Raw genomic sequence first — 23605 nt, forward strand, 5'->3', positions numbered from 1 at the left:
AGTTCCATTTCCGCACAGTGGGCTGGCTTGTGCCCCCGGACACCCTCTCCCTCGCATCCAACCACGTACGACGGGAAAGGCGCTCATTACCCATGGGTTACCCAGCCGGGAGCAGGGTCAGACAGTCCCGTTCGCCGCGCGGGCACCCGCTCGCGCAGGCCCCGGGGCCGGGCCAGGACCCGGGCGAGCGACTCCACGACCTCCGGAGCGTAGTCCCCGGCGGTGCCCAGGCGCAGCTCCGCCAGCGCATGCAGGGGACCTGTGGGGCCGGCGTCCCGGGTCTTCTCCTCGTAGGCGTTCACGGCCCGGACGATACGGGCGGCGACCGGCTGCTCCGGGTAGGGGTCGGCCTGCCGCTCCACGACGACGGCGACGGCCGCGTCGACCCCGGTCTGCCGGACGACGGCCCCGCCGAGCAGCGCGATCCGCCGCTGCTCCGCGGCGGGCAGGCCGGCGGTGGCACCGGCCGGGACCGGGTCGACCAGGCTGAGCTGGCCGATGTCGTGCATGAGGGCCGCGTACTCCAGAACGGTCAGTTCGGGTCCGGTCAGGCCGAGGTCACGGCCGACGGCGAGGCTGAGCGCGGCGACCCGGCGGGCGTGCCCGGCGGGCGTGCAGCCGGCGATCTCGGTGGCGCGCGCGAGGGAGGCGATGGTCTGCCGGTAGGTCGCGCGGACGGCCGCGTACCGGTGCACGGACAGCTGGACCAGGAGCAGGGGCAGGCAGAACACGGGCAGCGCCCACAGCCCGATCACGGCGACCGCGAGCGCCATCACCGCGCCGGTCGCACAGACGGCGGAACCGATGCCGAGCAGCCCGCGCAACTCCTCGCGCAGCAGCGGACCGAACGGCCATCGGGTGCGGCAGTGGGCGAGCGCGGCGGCCAGCACCGCGCCGCACAGGGAGGTGAGGCCGAGCAGGGTGAGCAGCAGCAGGGCGTGCGCGGGGCCGCCCCAGGCGGCGAACACCCCCTGATGGGAGAGGGGTTGGTAGCAGACGGCGGCGAAACCGGCGGTGAGGATGCGACGGGCCAGGTGGTCGGGGGTGTGACCGCGGCCGGACCAGATGTGCGGGACGGCACCGAGCAGGCCGGCGACCAGGACGACGGTGACGACCTGGGCGGCGTCGTGCTGGGCGGGCCGCCCGGCGTCGGCGCCCAGCAGGGCGTACGAAAGGGAGCCGGCGGCGCCGAGGGGCGCGGTCTGCCGGGTCTGTGACGCGTTCCACCGGGTCAGCTCGCCGACGGCTATGAGTACCCCGAAGGCGAGCGCGACGCCCCGGTCGTCCAGGCCGGTCCACAGGGTGACGGCGAGGGAGCCGGCGGCGGTGAGGGCGGCGGCGGCGTGGATCAGCCGCAGCGGTGTCACCGGGGCGCCCCGGTGCTGGGGGCCCGCTGCGCGGGTCCGCCGCCGTGGGACGGTTCGTCGGCGGTGACCGCCGGGTGCCAGCCGCAGCGGTGCAGGGCGCGGACGAGGGCGCCGACCATACGGGGGTCGAACTGGGTGCCCGCGCAGCGCTCCAGCTCCGCGACGGCCGCCTCGACCGGCCGGGCCCTGCTGTAGGTGCGGGTGGAGGTCATGGCGTCGAAGGCGTCCGCCACGGCGACGATCCGGGCGCACTCGGGGATCCGGTCGCCGGCCAGGCCGTACGGATAGCCGCTGCCGTCGAGGCGTTCGTGGTGGTGGAGGATGGCCGCGCGGGCCTCACCGAGGAAGGAGATCCCGCGGACCATCTCGTGGCCGTACTCGGGGTGCAGCTCGATGATCCGCCGTTCCTCGGGGGTGAGCGGCCCGTCCTTGCGCAGCAGCCGGGTGGGCACGCCCAGCTTGCCGACGTCGTGCAGGATGCCGGCGAAGCGCAGCACCTCGACGCGGTCGTCGTCCATGCCGAGTTCGCGGGCGATCAGCACGGAGGCCTGTCCGACGCGTTCGCTGTGGCCGCGGGTGTAGCCGTCCTTGATGTCGACGGCCTGCACGAGGGCGCGGATGGTGGCCTGATGGGCCGCGCGCTCGCGGTGGTACTGGGCGAACACCCACCAGGAGACGCACATCGGCAGCAGCACGAGCAGGGCGGCGACCGGGCCGTACGGGCTGCGCCACAGCACGGCCATCATCAGCCCGGCGAGTCCGTGCACGGCGACGGGAGCCAGGGTGCGGGTCAGCAGCCCGCGCCAGGCCCGCCGCGGCGGCACCAGTCCGGCGGCGGCGCGCAGGCCGCCGTCGAGCGCGGTGAGCACCAGGCAGAAGGCGAGGACGGCGGCACCGGCGGGCAGGAGGGCGTAGGGGAAGTCGCGGCCGACGACGGCGTCCCGGCCGCCGAGCGTGCCGTGCACCTGGGCGGCGCACCACACGGCGAGCGCGGGCTGCGCGGCCCGCCAGACGCGTCGGGGCACGACGGGCGGGTGTTCGACCGGGGAGAGCAGGGCGGCGGGCAGCGGGACGAGCGCGGCGGCCGACGGGGGCAGCAGGAATGCGCCGGCGAGCAGGACCGGGTAGAACGTGCCGCCGAAGCCGCGCCGCACGCCGTGCTCGCAGGCCGTGCAGAGCGCCGCGAGCAGGCCGGTCGCCCACCAGGGGGCGTGGGTCGCCGGCAGGGGCAGGAGACACGGCACGGCCAGCAGGGCGACGCAGGCCACGTAGACCCGTGCCCTCGGCGGTACCGCGTCCATCGCATCCCTCCCCGACCATGCCGGTCCAGGCTCGGAGCCTAGGGCGGGAGGTCGGGGGCGCGGCGCCTATGACCTGAGGATTAGCACATTCGGGTGACGGCCCGGTGGCCGGTTCTCCGGTGCGGTGGCGGTGGCGCCCGGGGGACGGCGCGGGGGCCGGCCGTCCGGTGCGTGGCGTCCGGGGACAGCCCGGTGGTCAGCTCTCCGGTGCGGTGACGCCCGGGGGACAGCGCGGGGGCCGGCCGTCCGGTGCGTGGCGTCCGGGGACAGCCCGGTGGTCAGCTCTCCGGTGCGGTGGCGGTGACGTCGTGCTCCGGCACCGTCTGGCCGGAGCGGATCAGGTCGATCCGCCCCATGACCTTGGCGCGCAGGTCGGCGGGCACGTCGTCATGCCCGCAGCACCGCTTGACCAGCTTCTTCACGGCCTGCTCCAGGCCGTACTTCTCCAGGCACGGCGAGCATTCCTCGAAGTGGTGCTGGAACTTGTCGCGATCGATGTCCGGCATCTCGCTGTCGAGGAACTCGTACAGGTGGTCGAGGACCTCACTGCAGTCCGTCTCGTGCGGCTCTCCGCAGCTCATGAGCCCGAGCCTTTCGCTTCGTTCGACTCTCCGGCGCCGGCCGGGACCAGTCCGCGTTCACGGGCGTAGTCCTCCAGCATGCCGCGCAGTTGACGGCGGCCCCGGTGCAGCCGGGACATCACCGTTCCGATGGGTGTCCCCATGATGTCCGCGATCTCCTTGTAGGCAAAGCCCTCTACATCCGCGAGGTAGACGGCGATGCGGAACTCCTCGGGGATCGCCTGCAGTGCTTCCTTCACGTCCGAGTCGGGCAGGTGGTCGAGCGCCTGCGACTCGGCGGAGCGCAGACCCGTCGACATGTGCGACTCGGCGCGGGCGAGCTGCCAGTCCTCGATCTCCTCCGCGGCGGAGCGCTGCGGCTCACGCTGCTTCTTGCGGTAGGAGTTGATGAAGGTGTTGGTGAGGATCCGGTACAGCCACGCCTTGAGGTTGGTGCCCTCACGGAACTGGTGGAAGGACGCGTAGGCCTTGGCGTACGTCTCCTGCACCAGGTCCTCGGCGTCGGCCGGGTTGCGCGTCATGCGCAGCGCGGCCGAGTACATCTGGTCGAGGAATTCGAGCGCGTCCCGCTCGAAGCGCGCGCTGCGCTCCGCGCCGGTCTCGGAGGGAGCCTCCGCGCTCACGCCCTGGCCCTCGGGCAGCTCCGCCTGGCCGTTGTCGGTCCCTGCGTCGGTCCCAGTGACCGGACCCACCTCCTCAAGATCCCGGGCAGGACCGAGACCGGTCCCACTCGTTTCGGAGGATAGAACACGACCCGTGCCTGCCGCCCCTCGAATAGACGCGGTCTTGGCCGCGTGAAGCACCGTCCAGTCCAGGTCAGTGCTGCGCTGGCGGCTCGGGCATACGGTCGAACCCATGCGGCGGACTTCCTCTCCTGCGACGTCGGTGCCGAGGCCTCAGCACTTCTGTCCGCCACAACAGCGGGCCGCCACCCGGCATTCCCGGCCGTCACCCGAGTGACGCGGCCCACTGCACCACGGCGCCGGTGATGACCTCCAGGGCCCGCTCCTGTGTGATGTCCGCCCGCTTGGGCACGGCGAAGCCGTGATCGCCGGACGGCACCTCGACCAGCTCGTAGGACCCCTCGGGGAACTCCGCCGGCTTCCCGAAGGGGTCGTTGCCGCCCTGCACGACCAGCGTGGGCACCCCCGCGTCCAGCAGCTCCTGCGCGCGGGACTTCTCCGGCTTGCCCGGGGGGTGCAGCGGGAAGCTCAGGGCGAGCACGGCGTGCGCGCCCAGCTCCGTCGCCGTGCGGCAGGCGACCCGGGCGCCCGCGCTGCGGCCGGCGGAGATCACCGGCAGGCCCGGCCCGGTGAGCGCGGGCCACACCCCGCGCCAGCCGGTGTCCAGGGTCTTCGGCGCGGGCGCGACCTTCTTCCCGGCGACCCGCCAGGGCTGCTCGACGAGGGCGACGGTCACGCCGTGCGCGGGCAGTGTCCGGGCGAGGGCCTGCAGGTCCCGGGCCTCGACACCGCCGCCGGCGCCGTGGCTCACGGCCAGGACCAACCGGGGCTGCCGCGCCGGGCGCCAGGTGATGCGCGCGTCCCCGGCATCGGTACGGACCACCTCGGTCCCGCCTCCGGCCGCCCTTCCGGGCGCCTCTTCGGTCACGTCTCCGGTCACCTCTCCGGCCGTCCCTTCGGACACGTCTCCGGTCACCTCTCCGGCCGCCCCTTCGGACACGTCTCCGGTCGCCTCTTCGGACACGTCTCCGGTCACCTCTTCGGTCACGTGGTCGATCACGTCAGAAGAGTGTGCCTTCTTCCGGTGCCTCCAGCTCCTTCAGCAGCTCCGGGCCGTTGTTGCGGACGTTGCTGACGGCCGTGGAGACCGGGTACGCGCGCATCAGGCCGGCCGGCGGCGGGGCCAGCAGGTCGCGCAGGTCGTCGGGGTCGGTGCGCCCCGGGTCCAGCCAGGCGTCCCAGCGGTCCGGGGTGAGCATCAGCGGCATCCGGGGGTGGATCTCGGCGAGCGCGTGCGGGCCCTCGGCGGGGGCCACGGCCAGCGGGGTGCTCTCCGCCTCCGTGGTGATCACCGAGCAGGTGACCCACCAGGCGCCCGGGTGGTCGTCGGGCAGGGTGCGGTCGCGCCAGAACTCGTACAGGCCGGCCATCGCGAACACCGAACCGTCGGCGGGCAGCACGAAGTACGGCTGCTTGCGCGGCCGCTTCTTCCTGCCCTCGACCTCCAGATCCCGTTCCTGCGTGCCGGTGACCCACTCGTAGTAGCCGTCCGCCGGGATGATGCAGCGGCGGGCGGCGAAGGCCCGGCGGTAGGAGGGCTTCTCGTGCACGGTCTCCGCGCGCGCGTTGATCATCCGGGCGCCGCCCTCGGGGGTCTTGGCCCAGGACGGGACCAGGCCCCACTTCAGCTTCCGCAGCTGCCGAACCGGGCGCGGGGAGTCCGCGTCTTTCACGGGACGGTCGAGGACGGCGTAGACCTCCTTGGTCGGCGCCACGTTGTAGTCGGGCTCCAGGGTCTCCTCGGGCTCCCACTTCTCGATCTCAAAGATTCCTGCGAGATCCTCGGGCCTACGACTCGATGCATACCGTCCGCACATACGTGCCACACTGCCAGACTCCGTACGAGAACAGGGGGCCACTCAGACATATGGTCAGCCTCGCCGCCACCGCGCTGCCCGACATCTGGGACCGGCTCACCGGTACCCAGCCCGACCCCGACCTGTGGGTGGTGCTGGCCACCCTGGCCGCCGCGCTCGCCGTGGTCGTCCCGCACCCGCTGTGGCGGATGTCCCGCAACGCGATCACCATCGCGCACGAGGGCGGCCACGGCCTGGTCGCCCTGGTCACCGGCCGGCAGCTCACCGGCATCCGGCTGCACTCCGACACCAGCGGCCTCACCGTGAGCCGGGGCAAGCCGTACGGACTCGGCATGATCCTGACGGCCGCCGCTGGATACACCGCGCCCTCGCTGCTCGGTCTCGGCGGGGCCGCGCTGCTGGCCGCCGGCCGCATCACGGTGCTGCTGTGGGTGGCCACGGCGCTGCTGGTGGCCATGCTGGTGATGATCCGCAACGCGTACGGCGTCCTGACCGTGGTCCTGGCCGGCGGGGCGTTCCTGCTGGTGTCCTGGCTGGCGGGGCCGCAGGTGCAGGCGGCGTTCGCGTACGCGGTGGTGTGGTTCCTGCTGTTCGGCGGGGTACGGCCGCCGTTCGAGCTGCAGGCCAAGCGGTCGCGGGGCGGCGCCGGGGACTCGGACGCGGACCAGTTGTCCCGGCTGACGCACGTGCCGGCGGGCCTGTGGCTGTTCCTGTTCCACGCGGTGTCGCTGTGCTCCCTGATCGGCGGCGGGCGCTGGCTGCTGGAAGGTTGACCCCGGGCCCTCCTTATAAAGTGGCCCCATGGCCCCGAACACCGCCCCCACCGCCCTCTGGCCCGCCCCGCACGCGAGCGGGGCCGTCGACGCGACGGTCCACGTGCCCGGGTCCAAATCGGTCACCAACCGCGCCCTGGTGCTGGCCGCCCTGGCCTCCGAGCCCGGCTGGCTGCGCCGCCCGCTGCGCTCCCGCGACACCCTGCTGATGGCCGGTGCGCTGCGTGCGATGGGCGTGGAGATCGAGGAGGGGGTGGGCCCGGACGGCACCGGCGAGGCCTGGCGGGTACTGCCCACCGGCCTGCGCGGCCCCGCCACGGTGGACGTCGGCAACGCCGGCACGGTGATGCGCTTCCTGCCGCCGGTCGCCGCGCTGGCCGACGGTCCGATCCGGTTCGACGGTGACCCGCGGTCCTACGAGCGTCCCTTGAACGGCGTGATCGACGCGCTGCGCGCGCTCGGCGCCCGGATCGACGACGACGGCCGCGGCGCGCTGCCGCTGACCGTGCACGGCGGCGGGGCCCTGGACGGCGGCCCGGTGTCGATCGACGCCTCCTCGTCCTCCCAGTTCGTGTCGGCGCTGCTGCTCTCGGGGCCGCGCTTCAACCAGGGCGTCGAGGTCCGGCACACCGGTGCCTCCCTGCCCTCGATGCCGCACATCCGGATGACGGTCGACATGCTGCGCGCGGTCGGCGCCCAGGTGGACACCCCCGAGTCGGGTGGCGAGCCGAACGTGTGGCGGGTGACGCCGGGCGCGCTGCTCGGGCGGGACCTGACGATCGAGCCGGACCTGTCCAACGCCCAGCCGTTCCTCGCGGCGGCCCTGGTCACCGGCGGCAAGGTGCTGATCCCGGACTGGCCGGCCCGCACCACCCAGCCGGGTGACCGGCTGCGGGAGATCTTCACCGAGATGGGCGGTTCCTGTGAACTCACCGAGTACGGGCTCGTGTTCACCGGTTCGGGGGCGGTGCACGGCATCGACGTGGACCTGAGCGACGTGGGCGAGCTGACCCCGGGCATCGCGGCGGTCGCCGCGCTCGCCGACTCGCCGTCCACCCTGCGGGGCGTGGCCCATCTGCGGCTGCACGAGACGGACCGGCTGGCCGCGCTCACCAAGGAGATCAACGAGCTGGGCGGTGACGTCACGGAGACGGCCGACGGCCTCCACATCCGCCCGCGCACGCTGCACGGCGGCGTCTTCCACACCTACGAGGACCACCGTATGGCGACCGCCGGCGCGATCATCGGCCTGGCGGTCGAGGGCGTGCAGATCGAGAACGTGGCGACGACCGCGAAGACCCTGCCCGACTTCCCCGAGCTGTGGACCGGGATGCTCGGGCAGTAGGGACGTAACGCCATGCGCCGCTACGGCAAGCACACCGACGAGGACGACATCCGCAGCCGCCCCAATCGCAAGGGCAACCGGCCGCGGACGAACATCCGGCCCAAGCACGAGGACGCCGCGGAGGGCATGGTCCTCACCGTCGACCGGGGACGGCTGACCTGCCTGGTGGAGGACCGGGCCGTGGTGGCGATGAAGGCCCGCGAACTCGGCCGCAAGGCAGCCGTGGTGGGCGACCGGGTGGCCCTGGTCGGCGACCTGTCCGGCAAGAAGGACACCCTCGCGAGGATCGTGCGCATCGAGGAGCGCAGCTCGTTGCTGCGCCGTACGGCCGACGACGACGATCCGTTCGAGCGGGTGGTCGTCGCCAACGCCGACCAGCTGGCGATCGTCACGGCCCTGGCCGACCCGGAACCCCGCCCCCGCCTCATCGACCGCTGTCTGGTCGCGGCCTTCGACGGCGGCCTGGAGCCGCTGCTGGTCATGACCAAGTCGGACCTGGCCCCGCCGGACTCACTGCTGGAGCTGTACGGCGCCCTGGACATCCCGTACGTCGTGACCAGCCGCGAGGAACTGGAGAACGGGGACGCCGCGGACCGGGTGCGCGCCCACCTGGACGGCCGGGTCACCGCGTTCGTGGGGCACTCGGGCGTCGGCAAGACGACCCTGGTCAACGCGCTCGTCCCCAAGGAGCGCCGGCGTACGACGGGACATGTGAACGCGGTGACCGGCCGCGGCCGGCACACCACCACCTCGGCGCTGGCCCTGCCGTTGAGCGGCGCGGACGGCTGGGTCGTCGACACCCCGGGCGTCCGTTCCTTCGGCCTCGCGCACATCGATCCCTCCCGGGTGATCCACGCGTTCCCGGACCTCGAGGCCGGCACGGAGGGCTGCCCGCGGGCGTGCAGTCACGACGAGCCGGACTGCGCTCTGGACGCCTGGGTCGCGGAGGGTCACGCGGACCCGTCCCGGCTGTACTCGCTGCGCCGGCTGCTGGCCACGCGGGAGCGCCGGGAAGGCGACTGACCACCGCGTTGTTTGCCTGGGCGGCGGGCCGGTAAGTGCATAATCGCACCGAGCCGGAGAGCCGGACCAACGGGAGGACCGTACATGGCGTGGCTGCTGGTCATAGTGGCCGGGATTCTGGAGACCGGATTCGCCGTGTGCCTGAAGCTCTCGCACGGGTTCACCCGTCTGTGGCCGACGATCGCCTTCGCGACCTTCGCGCTGGGCAGCTTCGGTCTGCTGACCCTCTCCCTCAAGAAACTCGACGTCGGCCCCGCCTACGCCGTGTGGACCGGCATCGGCGCCGCCGGCACCGCGATCTACGGCATGGTCTTCCTGGGCGACCTGGTCTCCACCCTGAAGATCGTCTCCATCAGCCTGGTCATCGTCGGGGTCATCGGACTCCAGCTGTCGGGGTCGGCGCACTGAGACGCAGCCAGGCGCGCCAGGGCCGTGGCCGGCGGTGGGTCACACCGTCTGCCGGGGCAGTACCGCGCGGACCAGTTCCGCCATGCCGCCCTCGCCGGGGGGTGCCGCCACGCAGGACAGCGCGAGGCGTACGACCAGCTCGCAGGAGCGGAGCAGTTCGGCGGTGTCGGCCCGGCCGGTGCCGGCGGCGGGGCCGGCCAGCGCGGTCACCGCGCGGTCCCGGACGATCCGGACGAAGTCGCGGGGTGCGGGCAGCGGCCCGTCCGCCCGGCGCTGTGCGGGCACCGCGGACGTGGAGGGCACGGCGGTGAGCACCGGGGTGGGCAGCCGCTCGCTCCAGCAGCCGGTGAGCATGGCCCGGACCAGTGCGTTGTCCCGGGCGGCCACGGCCGTCCACTCGACGGTGGCGGTGAGCCGCTCCCCCGGTTCCGCGGAACTGCCGAGCGCCCGTTCCACGCCGGCCAGGTAGCCGTCGGCCTCGCGCCGGACCAGGGCCCTGGCCAGCCCGTCCTTGCTGCCGAACTCGTTGTACAGGGTCTGCCGGGACACCCCGGCCGACGCGGCGACGTCGACCATCCGTACCGCGGACCACGGCCGGCGCGCGAGCGCCGTGTAGGCGGCGTCCAGCAGGGACTCCCGAGCAGCAGGCATCCTGGCCTCCCTGGGCCACAGCGACTCTGCGCCCAGATTTGACGCGCTCGTATGCACTGTCAAGGGTTCGCGGCAGCACGTGGTCGTGGACCGGCCGTCCACCGCCCGCCCGTGCCGGGCTTCCCCCGCGCCCCGGCGCGTCCGGCCCCGCCCGCGCCCCCGCCTCGATCCGCCCGCCCCGCCGCGCCCCCGCCTCGATCCCCTCGCCCCGCCCCGCCCTGCCCCTTGTGGCCCCGTGCCCGTCGGGACCGATACCGTTCCTCACATGCCGGACTACCTCGACGACCTCCGCCTCGCCCACGTCCTCGCGGACGCGGCCGACGCCGCCACCATGGCCCGCTTCAAGGCCCTCGACCTGAAGGTGGAGACGAAGCCGGACATGACCCCGGTGAGCGAGGCGGACAAGGCGGCGGAAGAGCTGATCCGCGGCCAGCTCCAGCGCGCCCGTCCGCGGGACGCGGTCCTCGGCGAGGAGTACGGCGTCGAGGGCACCGGCCCCCGCCGCTGGGTCGTCGACCCCATCGACGGCACCAAGAACTACGTCCGCGGCGTCCCCGTCTGGGCCACGCTGATCTCCCTGATGGAGGCCGGCGGTGGGGATACCTCCCGTTCGGGCGAAGCCGGGAACGGGGGAGGCTACCAGCCGGTCGTCGGTGTGGTCTCCGCCCCCGCCCTGGGCCGCCGCTGGTGGGCCGCGAAGGGGCACGGCGCCTTCGCCGGCCGCAACCTCACCTCCGCGACCCGCATCCACGTCTCCCGTGTCGGCAAGCTCGCGGACGCCTCGTTCGCGTACTCCTCGCTCTCCGGCTGGGAGGAGCGGGGCCGGCTCGACGGCTTCCTGGACCTCACCCGCCAGGTGTGGCGCACGCGCGCCTACGGCGACTTCTGGCCGTACATGATGCTCGCCGAGGGTTCCGTCGACATCTGCGCGGAGCCGGAGCTGTCCCTGTGGGACATGGCCGCCAACGCGATCGTCGTCACCGAGGCGGGCGGCACCTTCACCGGTCTCGACGGCCGTCCGGGCCCGCACAGCGGCAACGCGGCGGCGTCCAACGGCCTGCTGCACGACGAGTTGCTGGGGTATCTCGGCCGGCGCGGCTGAGGAACGGGAGCACTCCCGGTACGCCCTCAACTGGCGTCGCGCGCCCCCTTGTTGACCCGCCCTTTACCTGTCACTCTGAGGCCACCCCCGCTTGTGAACTTGTGCAGTGCCGAACGGGTGCCTCCGGTGCCGGGCCCGCACCACCGCGGGGATTCCTAGGAGGTGGCCCATCCATGCTCGTCCGTGACGCCATGAGCACGGTGATACTCACCCTCGGCCCCGCTCACACCCTCCGCCAGGCAGCCGCCCTGATGTCCGCGCGCCGCGTCGGCGCCGCCGTGGTCCTCGATCCGGACGCCGGCGGCATCGGCATCCTCACCGAACGCGACATCCTCAACTCCGTGGGCCTCGGCCAGAACCCGGACACGGAACGCACCCACGCCCACACCACCACCGACGTCGTCTTCGCCGCACCGACCTGGACGCTGCAGGACGCGGCCCGTGCCATGACCCACGGCGGCTTCCGGCACCTGGTCGTCCTGGACCGCGGCGAGGTGGCCGGGATCGTCTCGGTCCGCGACATCATCCGCTGCTGGCTCCCGGCCCGCGAACCCACACCCGCGCTCTGAGATGCGAAGCGGGCCGGACCCCGAGCACCGTGGGGTCCGGCCCGCCCAGCCGCGAAGGCGGCCGGCTCAGCCGCGCAGCGCCCGTACCGCCGTCTCCAGACGCTTGCCGAAGTCGGCGTCGGCGCTCGCGAAGTTACCGATCGCCCGCTCGACGATGTCGTCGCGCGAGACCGGCGCCATGGCGCCCGCCAGGTTGGCGACCAGCCGGTCCTTCTCCTCCTGCGACATCAGCCGGTAGAGGTTGCCCGCCTGCACGAAGTCGTCGTCCTCGGCGTGCACCGGAGTCGGGTGGTTGCCGGTGCCGCCCGTGAAGCCGTCGAACGGCTGCCACAGCGGGCGGCCGGTCTGCCGCGGCCCGCCGAAGCTGTTCGGCTCGTAGTTCTTCGCGCCGCCGTGCCGGCCGTCGTAGAGCAGTCCGTCCCGGGAGTTGGTGCGCGCCTCGGTGGCGTGCGGGCGGTTCACCGGCAGGTGGTCGGCGTTGATGCCGACGCGGTAGCGGTGCGCGTCGCCGTACGCGAAGAGCCGGCCCTGGAGCATCTTGTCGGGCGAGGGTCCGATGCCGGGCACGAAGTGCGCCGGGGAGAAGACCGACTGCTCGACCTCGGCGAAGATGTTCCGCGGGTTGCGGTTCAGTTCCAGCTTGCCGATCTCGACGACCGGGTAGTCCGCGTGCGGCCACACCTTGGTCAGGTCGAACGGGTTGAAGCGGTACGTCGCCGCGTCCGCCGCCGGCATGATCTGCACGCCCACCGTCCAGCTCGGGAACTCGCCGCGCTCGATCGCCTCGCGCAGGTCGCGCTGGTGCGAGTCGGGGTCCTTGCCCGCGAGCACCTCCGCCTCCTGGGCGGTGAGGTTCCTGACCCCCTGGTCGGTCTTGAAGTGGTACTTGACCCAGAAGGCCTCGCCCGCCGCGTTGTTCCACTGGAAGGTGTGCGAGCCGAACCCGTCCATGTGCCGGTACGAGGCCGGGATGCCGCGGTCGCCGAACAGCCAGGTCACCTGGTGCGTCGACTCCGGCGACAGCGACCAGAAGTCCCAGACGTTGTCGGCTTCCTGACTGCCGGAGTACGGGTCGCGCTTCTGGGTGTGGATGAAGTCCGGGAACTTGATCGCGTCCCGGATGAAGAAGACCGGGGTGTTGTTGCCGACGAGGTCGTAGTTGCCCTCTTCGGTGTAGAACTTCAGCGCGAAGCCGCGCGGATCGCGGACGGCGTCCGCGGCACCGAGGTTGCCGGCCACGGTCGAGAAGCGCAGGAAGACCTCGGTCTGCTTGCCGGCCTCGGAGAGGAAGGCGGCGCGCGTGTACGGAGTGACATCGGCGGTCACCGTGAAGGTGCCGTAGGCGCCGGCACCGCGTGCGTGCACCACGCGCTCCGGGATGCGTTCCCGGTTGAAGTGGGCCAGCTTCTCCAGCAGCAGCTGGTCCTGGACGAGGACCGGCCCGCCGACGCCCGCCGTCTCGCTGTTCTGGTTGTCGGCGACCGGGGCACCGGCCCCGGTGGTGAGCGGTCCCTGCGACACGTGCGCCTCCTGTGTCATCACTGACGTTCCTGTCCTGCCTGCCTTGCGGCCAAAGCCAGTCTCGATCCTACAGTGGACTTTGTCTAAGTCAAACATCGATCCAAAGTCACACCTATTCCCGACCTGGTCGGTCCTCCTGTTAGGCTGGTGGCCATGAGCGACCTTCTGGAACGGCTGCGTGGACGCGGATGGCGGATGACCGCGCAGCGACGCGTGGTGGCCGAGGTCCTGAACGGCGAGCACGTCCATCTGACGGCCGACGAGGTCCACGCGCGGGCCGTCACGAAGCTGCCGGAGATCTCCCGGGCGACCGTCTACAACACGCTGGGCGAGCTGGTCTCCCTCGGCGAGGTGCTGGAAGTCACGACGGACAAGCGCGCCAAGCGGTACGACCCGAACGCGCACCGGCCGCACCACCACCTGGTCTGTGCCCGGTGCGGCGCGATCCGCGACGTCCACCCGACGGGCAACCCGCTCGCCGACCTCCCCGACACCGAGCGCTTCGGCTTCACGGTGTCGGACGTCGAGGTGACGTACCGGGGGCTGTGCCCGGACTGCGCGGGCGCGTAGCCACACCCCACTCCAGGAGCCCCGGCCGACGCCGGGGCTCTTCGTGCATGCGCCCGCTCTCCCCCGGCCGCGCCGAGCACCGGGGACGCGCCGAAGGCACCGGGGACGCGCCCAAGGCACCGGGGACGCGAGAAGCGGGCGCGCGGAACCCGGGCGCCGAAACCCTGGTGCGCAAAAACACCGAGGGCCGGAATCCGTTTCTGGATTCCGGCCCTCGGCCTTCAGTAGCGGGGACAGGATTTGAACCTGCGACCTCTGGGTTATGAGCCCAGCGAGCTACCGAGCTGCTCCACCCCGCGTCGGTGAACACGACATTACGCGGAAGAAGCTCCGGGAAGCAAATCGGTCAGGGGCCGAGTGACCAGGGCCACTGCGCGGCCGACCTGGCAGGACGGACAGGGCGGACGGGGCGGACGGGGTGCCGGTCGCGGCGTGACGCCGCTGCGGGCAGCGGCGTCACGCCGACAGTTCTTCCCGCAGCGCGTCCCGCAGGCGTCCCGCCCGTTCGGCCACCTCCGCCGGTCCCAGCACCACCGCCCGGTCGGCCCACCGCTGCCCCTCCGCCAGCTCGCCGCGACGCGCGTAGACAAGGGCCAGCCGCAGCGCCGCCCGCCCATGCCCGGCGTCGGCGGCCCGGGTCCACCACACCGCCGCCTCCGGCTCGCTCCCCTCGCGCGCGAGGAGCAGCCCCAGGTTGAAGGCCCCGTTGCGCGACCCGGCCTCGGCCGCCGCCCGGTACCACCGGGCGGCCTCGACCACGTCGCCCCGCACCGCCGCGAGCATGCCGACCCGCACCTGCGCCCGCCGGTGCCCCTGCGAGGCGGCCCGCTCGTACCACTCCTCGCACTCGGTCTTCTCGTGCACGACCTCACCCAGCTCGTGCGCGGGCTCCGGCGGCCGGCGCGCATCCAGCAGGGCGGCCAGCCGGTAGGCGCCCTCCGCGCTCCCGCCGCCCGCCGCACAGCGCAGGTGCCGTTCGGCCTCCGCCTCGTCGCCCTCACGCAGCCGGGCGATCCCGACCTGGAGCGCGGCCTCGGTGTGCCCGGCGGCAGCCGCCCGCTCGTACCAGCGCAGCGCCGTCGTCTCCTCGTCGCGGCCCGCGTAGAGGATGCCGAGGTTGAACGCCGCGTCCACGCTCCCGGCCTCGGCGGCCTTGGAGAACCAGGGCTCGGCGCCGGTCGTGTCGCCGCCCTGCAGCAGCAGGATGGCGAGTGCGTTGGCGGCTTCCCGGTGCCCGGCGTAGGCGGCCCGCCGGTACCACTGCTCGGCCTGTGCGGTCCGCCCCTGCTCGGCGCAGAGCAGCCCGAGGTTGTAGGCACCGTTGTCGTCGCCGGCGTCCAGCGCGGCCCGGTACCAGCGCTCGGCGGTCTGGGTCTCGCCACGCTCGGCGTGCAGCGCGCCCAGCGCGTTGGCCGCGTTTCCGTCGCCCTCCTGGGCGGCACGCAGCCACCACACGGCCGCGCTCTCGGTGTCGCCGGCGTCGCGCAGCAGGAAACCGAGGGCGCAGGCGGCACGCGGCTCACCGTCCTTGGCGGAGGTCAGGTACCAGCGCCCGGCCTCCTTCAGCTCCCCGCGCTTCTCCAGGATCGCCCCGAGGTGCAGTGCGGCCCGCCGGTGTCCGCGTGCGGCGGCCTGCCGGTACCACTGCTCCGCTTCCGCGACAGCGTTGTCAGCGGCGGCCTCCTCCCCGTGTCCGGACTTTCCGTCGAGCGCGCGGGCCAGCCGGTAGGCGGCCTCCCGGTGCCCGCGCTCGGCGGCGGCCCGCATCCAGTGCTCGGCGCCGACGTCCCCGCGGTGCTCCAGCAGGTCGGCGAGCGCGTAGGCGCCGAGGACATGGCCCTGCTCGGCGGACTGGCGCAGCCAGTACTCGGCGGCCGGCTCGTCGCCGCGCTCGCGGTGGTGGCGGCCGAGCGCGTGCGCGGCGGCGGCGGAACCGGCGACTGCGGCGATCCGCCACCAGCCGGCCGCCTCCTCGGGGTAGCCGCGCTGGTGCAGCAGGACGCCCAGGTTGTTGGCGGCGGCCCGGTCACCGGCCGCGGTCGCGGCCCGCAGGTGGGGTTCGGCTCCGTCGAGATCACCGCGGCGCAGCAGCATGGCCCCGAGGACGCTCGCGGCTTCGGCGTCGCCGCTCTGCGCGGCGACCGCGAGGCGCGTCTCCTCGGCGGCTTCCCCCATGTCCACCATTTCGTCGCGGGCCGGCTCCGTACCGGAAGGCTGCACAAATCGCCCTGTCTCGAACAGAGTTGCCTTGTCCCCCATAACGTCCATCGTCGCACCACCTGCAACCTGGGTACACCCGGTATACCGCAGCCCGTGAGGTCACTTCAGCGTTTTGTCGACATGCCCACAGGGAGACAAGTCAAACACACACCGCCCAACTCCCCACGGCGGCGCGGCCGTCCTTCCCCTCAGCACATGAGTTCGCACACCACGAAGGCCCGGATCCTTGTCGGATCCGGGCCTTCGACTTCAGTAGCGGGGACAGGATTTGAACCTGCGACCTCTGGGTTATGAGCCCAGCGAGCTACCGAGCTGCTCCACCCCGCGCCGTTGCACGTCAACCGTACCACGGCTCGGAGGGGGCTTGATCAACTCCCGTTCTCGTCGCTCACTTTGTCGCTGTTCTCACCGCTCGTCTTGTCGCCGCTCGTCTTGTCGCCGCTCGTGTTATCACCGGTCTTGCGGTCACCGGTCTTGTCACTCGTCTTGTCGGTCTTGTCGGTCTTTCCGGCGTCGGACTGTGCCGCCTCGGCCCGCTTCAGCGCCTCCTGCAGGTCCTTCTGCGCCTTGGCGTACGCGTCCCAGTCCGGTCCGTCCTTCAGCGCCTGTTGCCCTGCGTCGAAGGCCTTCTGGGCATCCTGCAGCGCCTGGTCGACCGTCGGATTACCGGTCTCGGGCGGGTTCGTGGTGCCCGTGTCCGGTGGACTGGTCGAACTCTTCACCCCGAACACCTCGTTGAGGGCCTCGTCCAGGGTGTTCTTGAAGGCGGTCCTGCCCTCGTAGGTGACCAGGACCTTCCTCAGCAACGGGTACTTGAGGGAGCCACCGCGGACGTAGACCGGCTCCGCGTACAGCAGTCCCCCGTCGAGCGGCACGGTCAGCAGATTGCCGTACTCGACCTTCGAGTGCCCGCGGCTGAGCAGGCTGATGGTCTCGGCGATGTCCGATTCGGAGTTGAACTGGCTCTGCACCTGCTTGGGTCCGTCGACGGTCGTGCTCGTCGGCAGCTTCAGGACTCTGATCTTGCCGTAGTCGCTGGTCCGCGGGTCGGAGTCGACGGCCATGAAGGCACTGAGGTTGTCCCGCCCGCTGGGCGTGAGTGTGGTCGTCAGCGAGAACGCCTTGGTGTTCTGGCCCGGCATCTTCATGCTCAGGTAGTACGGCGGCACCGCGCTGCCCGAGTCGTTGGTCGGGTCGTCCGGGACCTCCCACACCTCGCTGCCGCTGAGGAACGTCTGCGCGTCCGGCACGTGGTAGCGGGTGAGCAGCTCGCGCTGGACCTTGAACAGGTCCTGCGGGTAGCGCAGGTGGGCCATCAGGTCCGGGGAGATGTCCGAACGGGGCTTGACCGTGTCGGGGAAGGCCTTCATCCAGGTCTTCAGGACGGGGTCCTTGGTGTCCCACTGGTAGAGCTTCACGTCGCCGGTGTACGCGTCGACGGTCGCCTTCACCGAGTTGCGGATGTAGTTGACCTGGTTCTGCTGTGCCACGACCGCGCGGGAGTTGTTGGTCGCGGTCAGCGAGTCGGCGGTCGTGTCACCGAGGGTCGTCCGGGAGGCGTACGGGTATCCGTTCGTGGTCGTGTAGGCGTCCACGATCCACTGGATCCGGTGGTTCACCACGGCCGGGTATGCGTCGCCGTCGATGGTGAGCCAGGGGGCCACCGCCTCCACGCGCTCCTTGGGCGTGCGGTTGTAAAGGATCCGCGAGCCCTCGCCGATCGCGCCCGAGTAGAGGATCTGCGGTTCGTTGAACGCCACCGCGTACGCGGCCCGGTTCACCGGGTTGTCGAGGTTGACCCCGCTCTTGCCCTTGTAGCTGGTGGTCTCCTCGCGCTCGTTGTCGGAGTAGTCGACCTCCTTCTGGGGTCCTCCGACGATCGAGTACGTGGAGGTCTTCTCGCCGTAGTAGACCCGCTGCTCGTACGACCCGAGGTCGCCCTGGGACGGCAGGTTCTTCTCGGTGAAGACCGGCCGGCCCTTGGCGTCGGCCTCGGTGCCCTTGGCGGCGACGACGCCGAAGCCGTGCGTGTACCGGAAGTGGTCGTTGATCCAGTTGTTCTTCGGGACACCGTCCAGGTTCAGCTCGCGCAGGCCGAGGACGGTGTCCTGCTCCTTGCCGTCCTTCGGGTACCGGTCGACGTCGAGGTTGGTCGGGAACCCGTAGTAGCCCTTCATCTGCTGGAGCTGCTGGAACGTCGGCGAGACGACGTTCGGGTCCATGATGCGGATGCTGGCCGTGTCGTCGACCTTGTCACGCAGCACGGTCTTGTCCGGGGTCGCGGACTTGCCCGTGTACTCGGTGACGTCGGCGTCGTCGATGCCGTACGCCTCACGGGTCGCCTTGAGGTTCTTCTGGACGTACGGCGCTTCCTTGGCCTGCTCGTTCGGCTCCACCTGGAACTTCTGCACGATGGCCGGGTACAGGCCGCCGATCAGGATGGCCGACAGGACCATCAGGCCGAAGCCGATGACCGGCAGCTGCCAGGTGCGCCGCCAGAGGGTGGCGAAGAACAGCAGCGCACAGATGAGGGCGATGCAGAACAGGATCGTCTTCGCCTGCAGATAGGCGTTGGCGTCGACGTAGCGCAGGCCGGTCCAGTTGTCGGTCGCCTTGAAGTCGCTGGACTTGACGGCGAGCCCGTACCGGTCGAGCCAGTAGGCGACCGCCTTCAGGGCCACGAAGATGCCGAGCAGCACCGACAGGTGACCGGTCGCTGCGGCGGTGGCCCGCGCCCCGGGGCTGGTGACGCGCAGTCCGCCGTACAAGTAGTGCGTGAGCGCGGCGGCGATCAGGCACAGGATGGCCGCGGCGAACCCGAACCCCAGCAGGAACCGGTACCAGGGCAGGTCGAAGGCGTAGAAGGCGACGTCGAGGTGGAACTGCGGGTCCTGCTTGTGGAAGGGCACGCCGTTGACCCACATCAGCCAGGTCCGCCACTGGCTCGACGCGGAGGCGCCGGCGACGAGCCCGACGAGGGAGGTCACCGCGAGCAGCAGCCACTTCTTGTACGGCGCGATGCCCATCCGGTAGCGGTCGAGGCTCTGCTGTTCCATCGACATGGCGCTCAGCGGGGGCCGCAGCCGGTGCGCGAGCCAGATGTTGAAGCCGACCGCGAGCGCCATCAGCAGGCCGAAGACGAAGAACAGCCCGATCTTGGTGGACAGGGTGGTGGTGAACACGGACGAGTAGTGCACCGACCGGTACCACAGCCAGTCCGTCCAGAACCCCGCGAACATGGTGAACGCCATGCCGAGAACGGCAAGGACGCCCAGTGTCACGAGCAGGGTCCGGACGCGCCGGGACGGGCGGGCCGCTCTGATCCGCGGCCCCGTCGGGCCTCCACCGCGGTCCGGCATCTGGAAAGCCAAGGTGCGCACCTCGAAGTTCGCTGTCGTTCCGTCAGGCCCTCGGGTTCGCGGGCCCGCCGTGGCCCCCCGTGATCGTGGGCCCACACCTATGCAACTTACTCACGGTTTACTCGGTTCCCGATTCCGGCCGGGAACGAGGCAGGATTGTGACCATGTCCAACACTCCCATGGCAGCGAGCCCGCTCACCCGGGCCGTACTCGAGATCGACGAGTACGTCTCCGGCCTCGGCTGGGACCAGCCCGCTCGCCTCTTCGCCCTCGTAGACACCGCACGGCTGCGGGCTCAGGAACCTTCGCTCGCGGCCCAGCTGGGCCTCGCGGACGAGTCCGAGACCGCCGCCGGTCTCACCCCTATCGAGCAGGACGAGATCCCGTCCGCCAAGCCGCTGGACGAGTTCCTCGGCACCATTGCCTGGCCCGACGCGGTGACCGGCTGCGCGCTCAGCGTGGAGCGCCTGATGCTGCCGCCGTCCGCCGAGGCACAGGTCCCCTCCGGCCTGAACGAGGCCGCGCTGACGAAGTGGGTGGCCCAGCACCCCGAGCGTCAGGAGGTCCGCATGACGGTCGCGGTGCTGCGGGACGGCACCCGTGATTCCGCGGTGCGGCTGCGCGAGAAGGACTCCCCGACGGAGGTCCTGACCGGCCCCGACCTGGTGCCGGGTCTGGCGGAGGCGCTGGCGGCGACGTTCGCGGACTGATCCCGCCCGCCGCGGTACGGCGACGGGGGCGCCCCTGATGCACAGGGAGCGCCCCCAGCCGTGCCGGATGCCGGGAGGGCCCCAACCACCTCGGACCGGGGGAGGGCCCCAGCCGCCTCGGACGCGAGGATCACCCCAGCCGCCTCGGACGCGCGAGGATCGTCCCGGCCGCCTCGGATGAGGGGGCTCGCCCCGTCCCCTTGCACGCGGAGGACCGCCCTCACCCGTTTCCCGGGCCGATCAGCCCTTGGTGGTGCACTTCGGCAGGTCGGCGGTGTTCCCGCTGCGGATGTCCTTCAGCGCGTCGAGAGCGTCCCCGATGTCCTTGACCTTGACCAGCGTGAGGCCGCCCGGGGTGTCCTTGGCGGCGGACGCGCAGTTGTCGGCGGGGGTCAGGAAATAGCGCGCGCCCTTCTCGCGGGCGCCGACGGTCTTCATCTCGATGCCGCCGATCGGGCCGACCGTGCCGTTGTCGTCGATGGTGCCCGTGCCGGCCACGAACGTGCCGCCGGTGAGGCTGCCCGGGGTGAGCTTGTCGTAGATCCCGAGCGCGAACATCAGACCGGCGCTCGGGCCGCCGACGTCGGCGAGCTTGATGTCGATCGTGAACGGGAAGGTGTGGTCGGTCCCCGCGGAGATGCCGACGACGGCCCGTTTGGCGCCGCTGTCGTCGGAGGTCGCCGTGGTGATGGTGACGTCCTGCGTCTTGGTCGCCGTGCGGTTCGCCTTCTCGGCGGCGGCCTGCTCCTTGGCCGGCACGACGGTGAAGACGGTCTTCTGTCCGGGCTTGTGCCTGGTGACGAGCTTGGCGACGTCGGAGGGCTGCTTCACGGCCGTGCCGTCGACGGCCTTGATCACGTCCCCGGCGTGCAGCCGGCCCTCGGCCGGGGAGTCCTTGACCACCGTGGAGACGATCACCCAGGACTTCACCGGGATGCCCAGCTCCTTCAGGGCGGCGACCTTGGCGCTCTCCTGGGACTGGCTGAATTCCTCGGCGTTCTCCTGGGTGGACTGCTCCTCCGTCTTGCCGTCGGGGTAGAGCGTGTCGTGCGGGACGATCTTGCTGTCGTGCGCCAGCCAGCCGTAGACGGCCTCGACCAGGTTCATCCGGTACTCCGCGCTGGTGACCCGGACGGTGGTCATGTTCAGATGGCCGTCCGTCGGATAGGTCTTGTGCCCGGAGATCTGCAGCACCGGCTCGCCGTCGTGCTCCGCCAGCGTGTTCACGGTCGGGCCGGGAGACATCTCCGCGTACGGCACGGGGATGAGTACTCCCGCGCACAGGAGCGCGATCAGCATCAGGGTGGAGGCGAGCATCGTCGCGGTGCGGCGTGGCATGCCTCGACAGTACGGGACGCCTCTGTCAGCGCACCGTCAGGGCTACCCCGTCAGGCACCGCCCGCACCGGAGCGTGGCTTCTCCATGGCCTCCCGGAAACGGGCGTATCCGTCCAGCTCAGGACCGTCACTGCGCACCTTGCGCGTCCGGTTGGCCCAACTGCCCCAGAGCCCGGCGCCGATCGCAGCCACCAGCGGAATCAGCAGCCAGACAAGCACCGCCATGCCGACCTCCCTACGCCACGAGCGTCCGCAACTGACTGATCAGCAGATTAACCATCCGCACGGACAACGCTCACGCTAGGGTGCCGGTTACGCAACCGGAGTGGACCGTGCACCTGATGTGACGCAAAAGGAGGACCAGCGGGCGCCGATCGGGGCAGTGGCCGCCCGGCCGCTCCCGGCGTCAGCGGGCGCGGCTCGGCAGAGGCGGATCGGCAGGCGCTGATCAGCAGGCGCCGACCCATTCCTCGGTGCCGTCCGAGAACTTCTGGTGCTTCCAGATGGGCGCCTCGTGCTTGAGGTCGTCGATCAGCTTGCGGCAGGCCTCGAACGCCTCGCCGCGGTGCGGGCAGGCCACGGCGACGACCACGGCGAGGTCCCCGACCTCGAGGTCCCCCACCCGGTGGACGGCGGCCAGCGCCCGCACCGGGTAGTCCGCGACGACCTTCTCGGCGATGCGCCGCATCTCGGCCTCGGCCGTCGGGTGGCACGAATACCCGAGCGCGTCCACGTCGGCGCCCCCGTCATGGTTCCGCACGGTGCCCACGAACAGGGCGATGCCGCCGGCCGCGTCGTCCCCGACGGCCCGGAACACCTCGTCCACGGAGAGCGCGGTCTCCCGGATGCCGAGCAGCTTGATGGGCTCCTGGGCCGCATGCTCACCGGGGTGGTCGTTCGTGAGTGCCATGCGTCCATCGTGCCGCACGCCCCCGACCGGAGGGAATGCGAGATTCACCAGTCACGCGCGCGTGAGCGCTTGGAGTGTCCTACAGGCGCCTCACACCCGCCGCCGGGCCTTGCGGGCCCGGCGGACCACGGCGGCGGCGCCGAGCAGCGCCACCGTCGCCCCCGCCGCGCCGGCGGCCGTCGCGTCCTTGCGTCCCAGCCGCCGCCCGGCCACGGTGTGCCGCCCGGAGACCTCCTCCAGCAGCTCCGCGAGCACTTCCTCGTTGGTCCACTGCGGGCGCCACCCGGCATCGTGCAGCCGGCTCCCGCTGACCACCCAGGGGTACATCGTGTACGCCAGGTCCCCCGCCGGCGACGGAGTGAGCCCGATCCGGTGCAGCCGGGCCGCCGCCCCCAGCGCGACGGCGGACGGCAGCTCCATCCGCCGGATCCCGCTCAGCTCCTCGACCTCCTCCTGCTCCAGCCACCCGTCGCAGCCGACGGCCAGTTCCCCGTCGACCTTCTCCAGCACGGCGTACTCCAGGGCGCTGCACAGATCCTCGACGTGACAGAACTGCCAGGCGGGCCGCGACCCGGCGACGACCAGCAGCCGCGGCGACTCGAAGTACCGGGTCAGCGCGGTGTCGGTACCGCCCACCAGCACCGCGGGCCGCACCACGGTGACGTTGAGGCCGGGGTGCGCCCGGGGCGCGCGCCGCGCCAGCCGTTCGATCTCCAGCAGGTCGCCGACACCGGTGGCCTCGGCGGTGGCGCGCAGCTCGGCGTCCTCCGACAGCGGCAGCTCGTTGTCCTGCAGCGCGCCGTAGACCATCGCCGAGGTGCACAGCACCACCCGGTGCACGCCGGCCGCCGCGGCGGCGGTCAGGACGGTCTGCGTCCCCCGGACGTTGTAAGCGGTGCGCGCGGCCGGATCGGTCTCCAGATCGAGGTCGAGCGCGAGGTGGACGACCACGTCGGCGCCCCGCAGCTTGTCCGCGATCGCGGGGTCGCGGACGTCGAGGATGTGCCACTGCGCCCCGGCGCACTCGCCGCGCCGCTCGTCGATGGCGAGGACCTGTTTGATCTCCTCCGACGCGGCGAGCCGCTCGGTGAGCAGGGCGCCGACCCCGGTCGCTGCGCCGGTCACCGCGACGACGGGCCCGCGCACGGCGGGAGGGGTTGAAGGGTTTCGCGCTGCGCGAACCTGCGGATCTGGGGAACTCACCGGGCGTCTCCAGCGGTTGTCTTCAATACGAGCGCGAGTGACGCGTACGTACCAGGTGCATCCATCCTGCCGCAGGCCTTCCGTGGGCGAAGCAC

The 23605-nt window shown here is 71.8% G+C and carries 22 protein-coding genes and 2 tRNA genes; 8 read left to right on the forward strand and 16 right to left on the reverse strand.

Features of this window, described 5'->3' with window-relative positions; genetic code table 11:
* Nucleotides 1–86 precede the first annotated feature (86 nt).
* The 6 genes from JK359_RS26440 to JK359_RS26465 all read right to left on the reverse strand — a co-directional run bounded on the left by JK359_RS26440 (nucleotide 87) and on the right by JK359_RS26465 (nucleotide 5809).
* On the reverse strand, nucleotides 87–1367 hold the full coding sequence (locus JK359_RS26440) for an HD-GYP domain-containing protein (RefSeq protein ID WP_201840570.1): 1281 nt from the start codon (nucleotides 1365–1367) through the stop codon (nucleotides 87–89).
* On the reverse strand, nucleotides 1364–2668 hold the full coding sequence (locus JK359_RS26445; protein ID WP_201840573.1) for an HD-GYP domain-containing protein: 1305 nt from the start codon (nucleotides 2666–2668) through the stop codon (nucleotides 1364–1366). The genes JK359_RS26440 and JK359_RS26445 overlap by 4 nt, the downstream gene beginning before the upstream one ends.
* A gap of 278 nt (nucleotides 2669–2946) precedes the next feature.
* A complete protein-coding gene (gene rsrA / locus JK359_RS26450; protein WP_201840575.1) occupies nucleotides 2947–3249 on the reverse strand; it encodes a mycothiol system anti-sigma-R factor in 303 nt (100 codons plus the stop codon).
* Nucleotides 3246–3941 carry a sigma-70 family RNA polymerase sigma factor gene (locus tag JK359_RS26455; protein WP_201840576.1) on the reverse strand — a complete coding sequence of 232 codons (696 nt, stop codon included), beginning with the start codon at nucleotides 3939–3941 and terminating at the stop codon, nucleotides 3246–3248. The genes rsrA and JK359_RS26455 overlap by 4 nt, the downstream gene beginning before the upstream one ends.
* A 256-nt stretch (nucleotides 3942–4197) precedes the next feature.
* Entirely contained in the window at nucleotides 4198–4860 is a 663-nt protein-coding gene (locus JK359_RS26460) for an alpha/beta hydrolase family protein (protein WP_201840834.1), read from the reverse strand.
* A 133-nt stretch (nucleotides 4861–4993) separates the two neighbouring features.
* Nucleotides 4994–5809 carry an SOS response-associated peptidase gene (locus tag JK359_RS26465; RefSeq protein WP_201840578.1) on the reverse strand — a complete coding sequence of 272 codons (816 nt, stop codon included), beginning with the start codon at nucleotides 5807–5809 and terminating at the stop codon, nucleotides 4994–4996.
* Between the two features lie 50 nt (nucleotides 5810–5859).
* On the opposite strand from JK359_RS26465, the gene JK359_RS26470 reads away from it, so the two are divergent.
* From JK359_RS26470 to JK359_RS26485, 4 genes are all read left to right on the forward strand, one after another.
* On the forward strand, nucleotides 5860–6582 hold the full coding sequence (locus JK359_RS26470; RefSeq protein ID WP_201840580.1) for a M50 family metallopeptidase: 723 nt from the start codon (nucleotides 5860–5862) through the stop codon (nucleotides 6580–6582).
* Nucleotides 6583–6610: 28 nt separating this feature from the next.
* Nucleotides 6611–7927, forward strand: a complete 1317-nt coding sequence (gene aroA, locus JK359_RS26475) for a 3-phosphoshikimate 1-carboxyvinyltransferase (protein ID WP_201840582.1) — start codon at nucleotides 6611–6613, stop codon at nucleotides 7925–7927.
* Between the two features lie 12 nt (nucleotides 7928–7939).
* On the forward strand, nucleotides 7940–8950 hold the full coding sequence (gene rsgA, locus JK359_RS26480) for a ribosome small subunit-dependent GTPase A (protein ID WP_201840583.1): 1011 nt from the start codon (nucleotides 7940–7942) through the stop codon (nucleotides 8948–8950).
* 84 nt (nucleotides 8951–9034) lie between these two features.
* Nucleotides 9035–9358, forward strand: a complete 324-nt coding sequence (locus tag JK359_RS26485) for a DMT family transporter (protein ID WP_201840586.1) — start codon at nucleotides 9035–9037, stop codon at nucleotides 9356–9358.
* A 39-nt stretch (nucleotides 9359–9397) separates the two neighbouring features.
* On the opposite strand, the gene JK359_RS26490 is transcribed toward JK359_RS26485, so the two are convergent.
* Complete coding sequence (locus JK359_RS26490; protein ID WP_201840589.1) at nucleotides 9398–10009, reverse strand: TetR/AcrR family transcriptional regulator; 612 nt, start codon at nucleotides 10007–10009, stop codon at nucleotides 9398–9400.
* A gap of 265 nt (nucleotides 10010–10274) precedes the next feature.
* On the opposite strand from JK359_RS26490, the gene hisN reads away from it, so the two are divergent.
* Together hisN and JK359_RS26500 are read left to right on the forward strand one after the other, a co-directional pair.
* Nucleotides 10275–11111 carry a histidinol-phosphatase gene (gene hisN / locus JK359_RS26495; RefSeq protein ID WP_201840591.1) on the forward strand — a complete coding sequence of 279 codons (837 nt, stop codon included), beginning with the start codon at nucleotides 10275–10277 and terminating at the stop codon, nucleotides 11109–11111.
* 173 nt (nucleotides 11112–11284) lie between these two features.
* The gene (locus tag JK359_RS26500) at nucleotides 11285–11680 is read left to right on the forward strand and encodes a CBS domain-containing protein (protein ID WP_201840593.1); all 396 of its coding nucleotides are present in this window, start codon (nucleotides 11285–11287) and stop codon (nucleotides 11678–11680) included.
* Between the two features lie 66 nt (nucleotides 11681–11746).
* Here JK359_RS26500 and JK359_RS26505 read toward each other — a convergent pair whose 3' ends face one another.
* Entirely contained in the window at nucleotides 11747–13201 is a 1455-nt protein-coding gene (locus tag JK359_RS26505; protein ID WP_201840595.1) for a catalase, read from the reverse strand.
* 153 nt (nucleotides 13202–13354) lie between these two features.
* On the opposite strand from JK359_RS26505, the gene JK359_RS26510 reads away from it, so the two are divergent.
* Nucleotides 13355–13771, forward strand: coding sequence for a Fur family transcriptional regulator (locus JK359_RS26510; protein ID WP_201840597.1), 417 nt, complete (start codon nucleotides 13355–13357; stop codon nucleotides 13769–13771).
* A gap of 225 nt (nucleotides 13772–13996) precedes the next feature.
* Here JK359_RS26510 and JK359_RS26515 read toward each other — a convergent pair.
* The 4 genes from JK359_RS26515 to JK359_RS26530 form a co-directional block, all read right to left on the reverse strand.
* Nucleotides 13997–14070, reverse strand: a tRNA-Met gene (locus tag JK359_RS26515).
* 157 nt (nucleotides 14071–14227) lie between these two features.
* The gene (locus JK359_RS26520; protein WP_201840599.1) at nucleotides 14228–16039 is read right to left on the reverse strand and encodes a tetratricopeptide repeat protein; all 1812 of its coding nucleotides are present in this window, start codon (nucleotides 16037–16039) and stop codon (nucleotides 14228–14230) included.
* Between the two features lie 205 nt (nucleotides 16040–16244).
* Nucleotides 16245–16318, reverse strand: a tRNA-Met gene (locus JK359_RS26525).
* A gap of 41 nt (nucleotides 16319–16359) precedes the next feature.
* Nucleotides 16360–19350: a UPF0182 family membrane protein gene (locus JK359_RS26530; RefSeq protein WP_201840835.1), complete on the reverse strand. Its 2991-nt coding sequence runs from the start codon at nucleotides 19348–19350 to the stop codon at nucleotides 16360–16362.
* 164 nt (nucleotides 19351–19514) lie between these two features.
* Here JK359_RS26530 and JK359_RS26535 point away from each other — a divergent pair, with 164 nt between their 5' ends.
* Complete coding sequence (locus JK359_RS26535) at nucleotides 19515–20060, forward strand: PPA1309 family protein (RefSeq protein WP_201840601.1); 546 nt, start codon at nucleotides 19515–19517, stop codon at nucleotides 20058–20060.
* A gap of 240 nt (nucleotides 20061–20300) precedes the next feature.
* Here the strand turns inward: JK359_RS26535 and JK359_RS26540 are convergent, their stop codons facing one another.
* The 4 genes from JK359_RS26540 to JK359_RS26555 form a co-directional block, all read right to left on the reverse strand.
* Nucleotides 20301–21398, reverse strand: coding sequence for a YlbL family protein (locus JK359_RS26540; protein ID WP_201840603.1), 1098 nt, complete (start codon nucleotides 21396–21398; stop codon nucleotides 20301–20303).
* Between the two features lie 50 nt (nucleotides 21399–21448).
* Nucleotides 21449–21622 carry a hypothetical protein gene (locus JK359_RS26545; RefSeq protein WP_201840605.1) on the reverse strand — a complete coding sequence of 58 codons (174 nt, stop codon included), beginning with the start codon at nucleotides 21620–21622 and terminating at the stop codon, nucleotides 21449–21451.
* Between the two features lie 223 nt (nucleotides 21623–21845).
* Entirely contained in the window at nucleotides 21846–22307 is a 462-nt protein-coding gene (locus tag JK359_RS26550) for a molybdenum cofactor biosynthesis protein MoaE (protein ID WP_201840607.1), read from the reverse strand.
* Nucleotides 22308–22397: 90 nt separating this feature from the next.
* Nucleotides 22398–23510 (reverse strand): SDR family oxidoreductase, encoded by a 1113-nt coding sequence (locus tag JK359_RS26555; protein WP_201840609.1) that lies wholly within the window; start codon nucleotides 23508–23510, stop codon nucleotides 22398–22400.
* Nucleotides 23511–23605: the final 95 nt, after the last annotated feature.

This window comes from Streptomyces actinomycinicus (assembly GCF_016741775.1).
Lineage (GTDB): Bacteria > Actinomycetota > Actinomycetes > Streptomycetales > Streptomycetaceae > Streptomyces > Streptomyces actinomycinicus.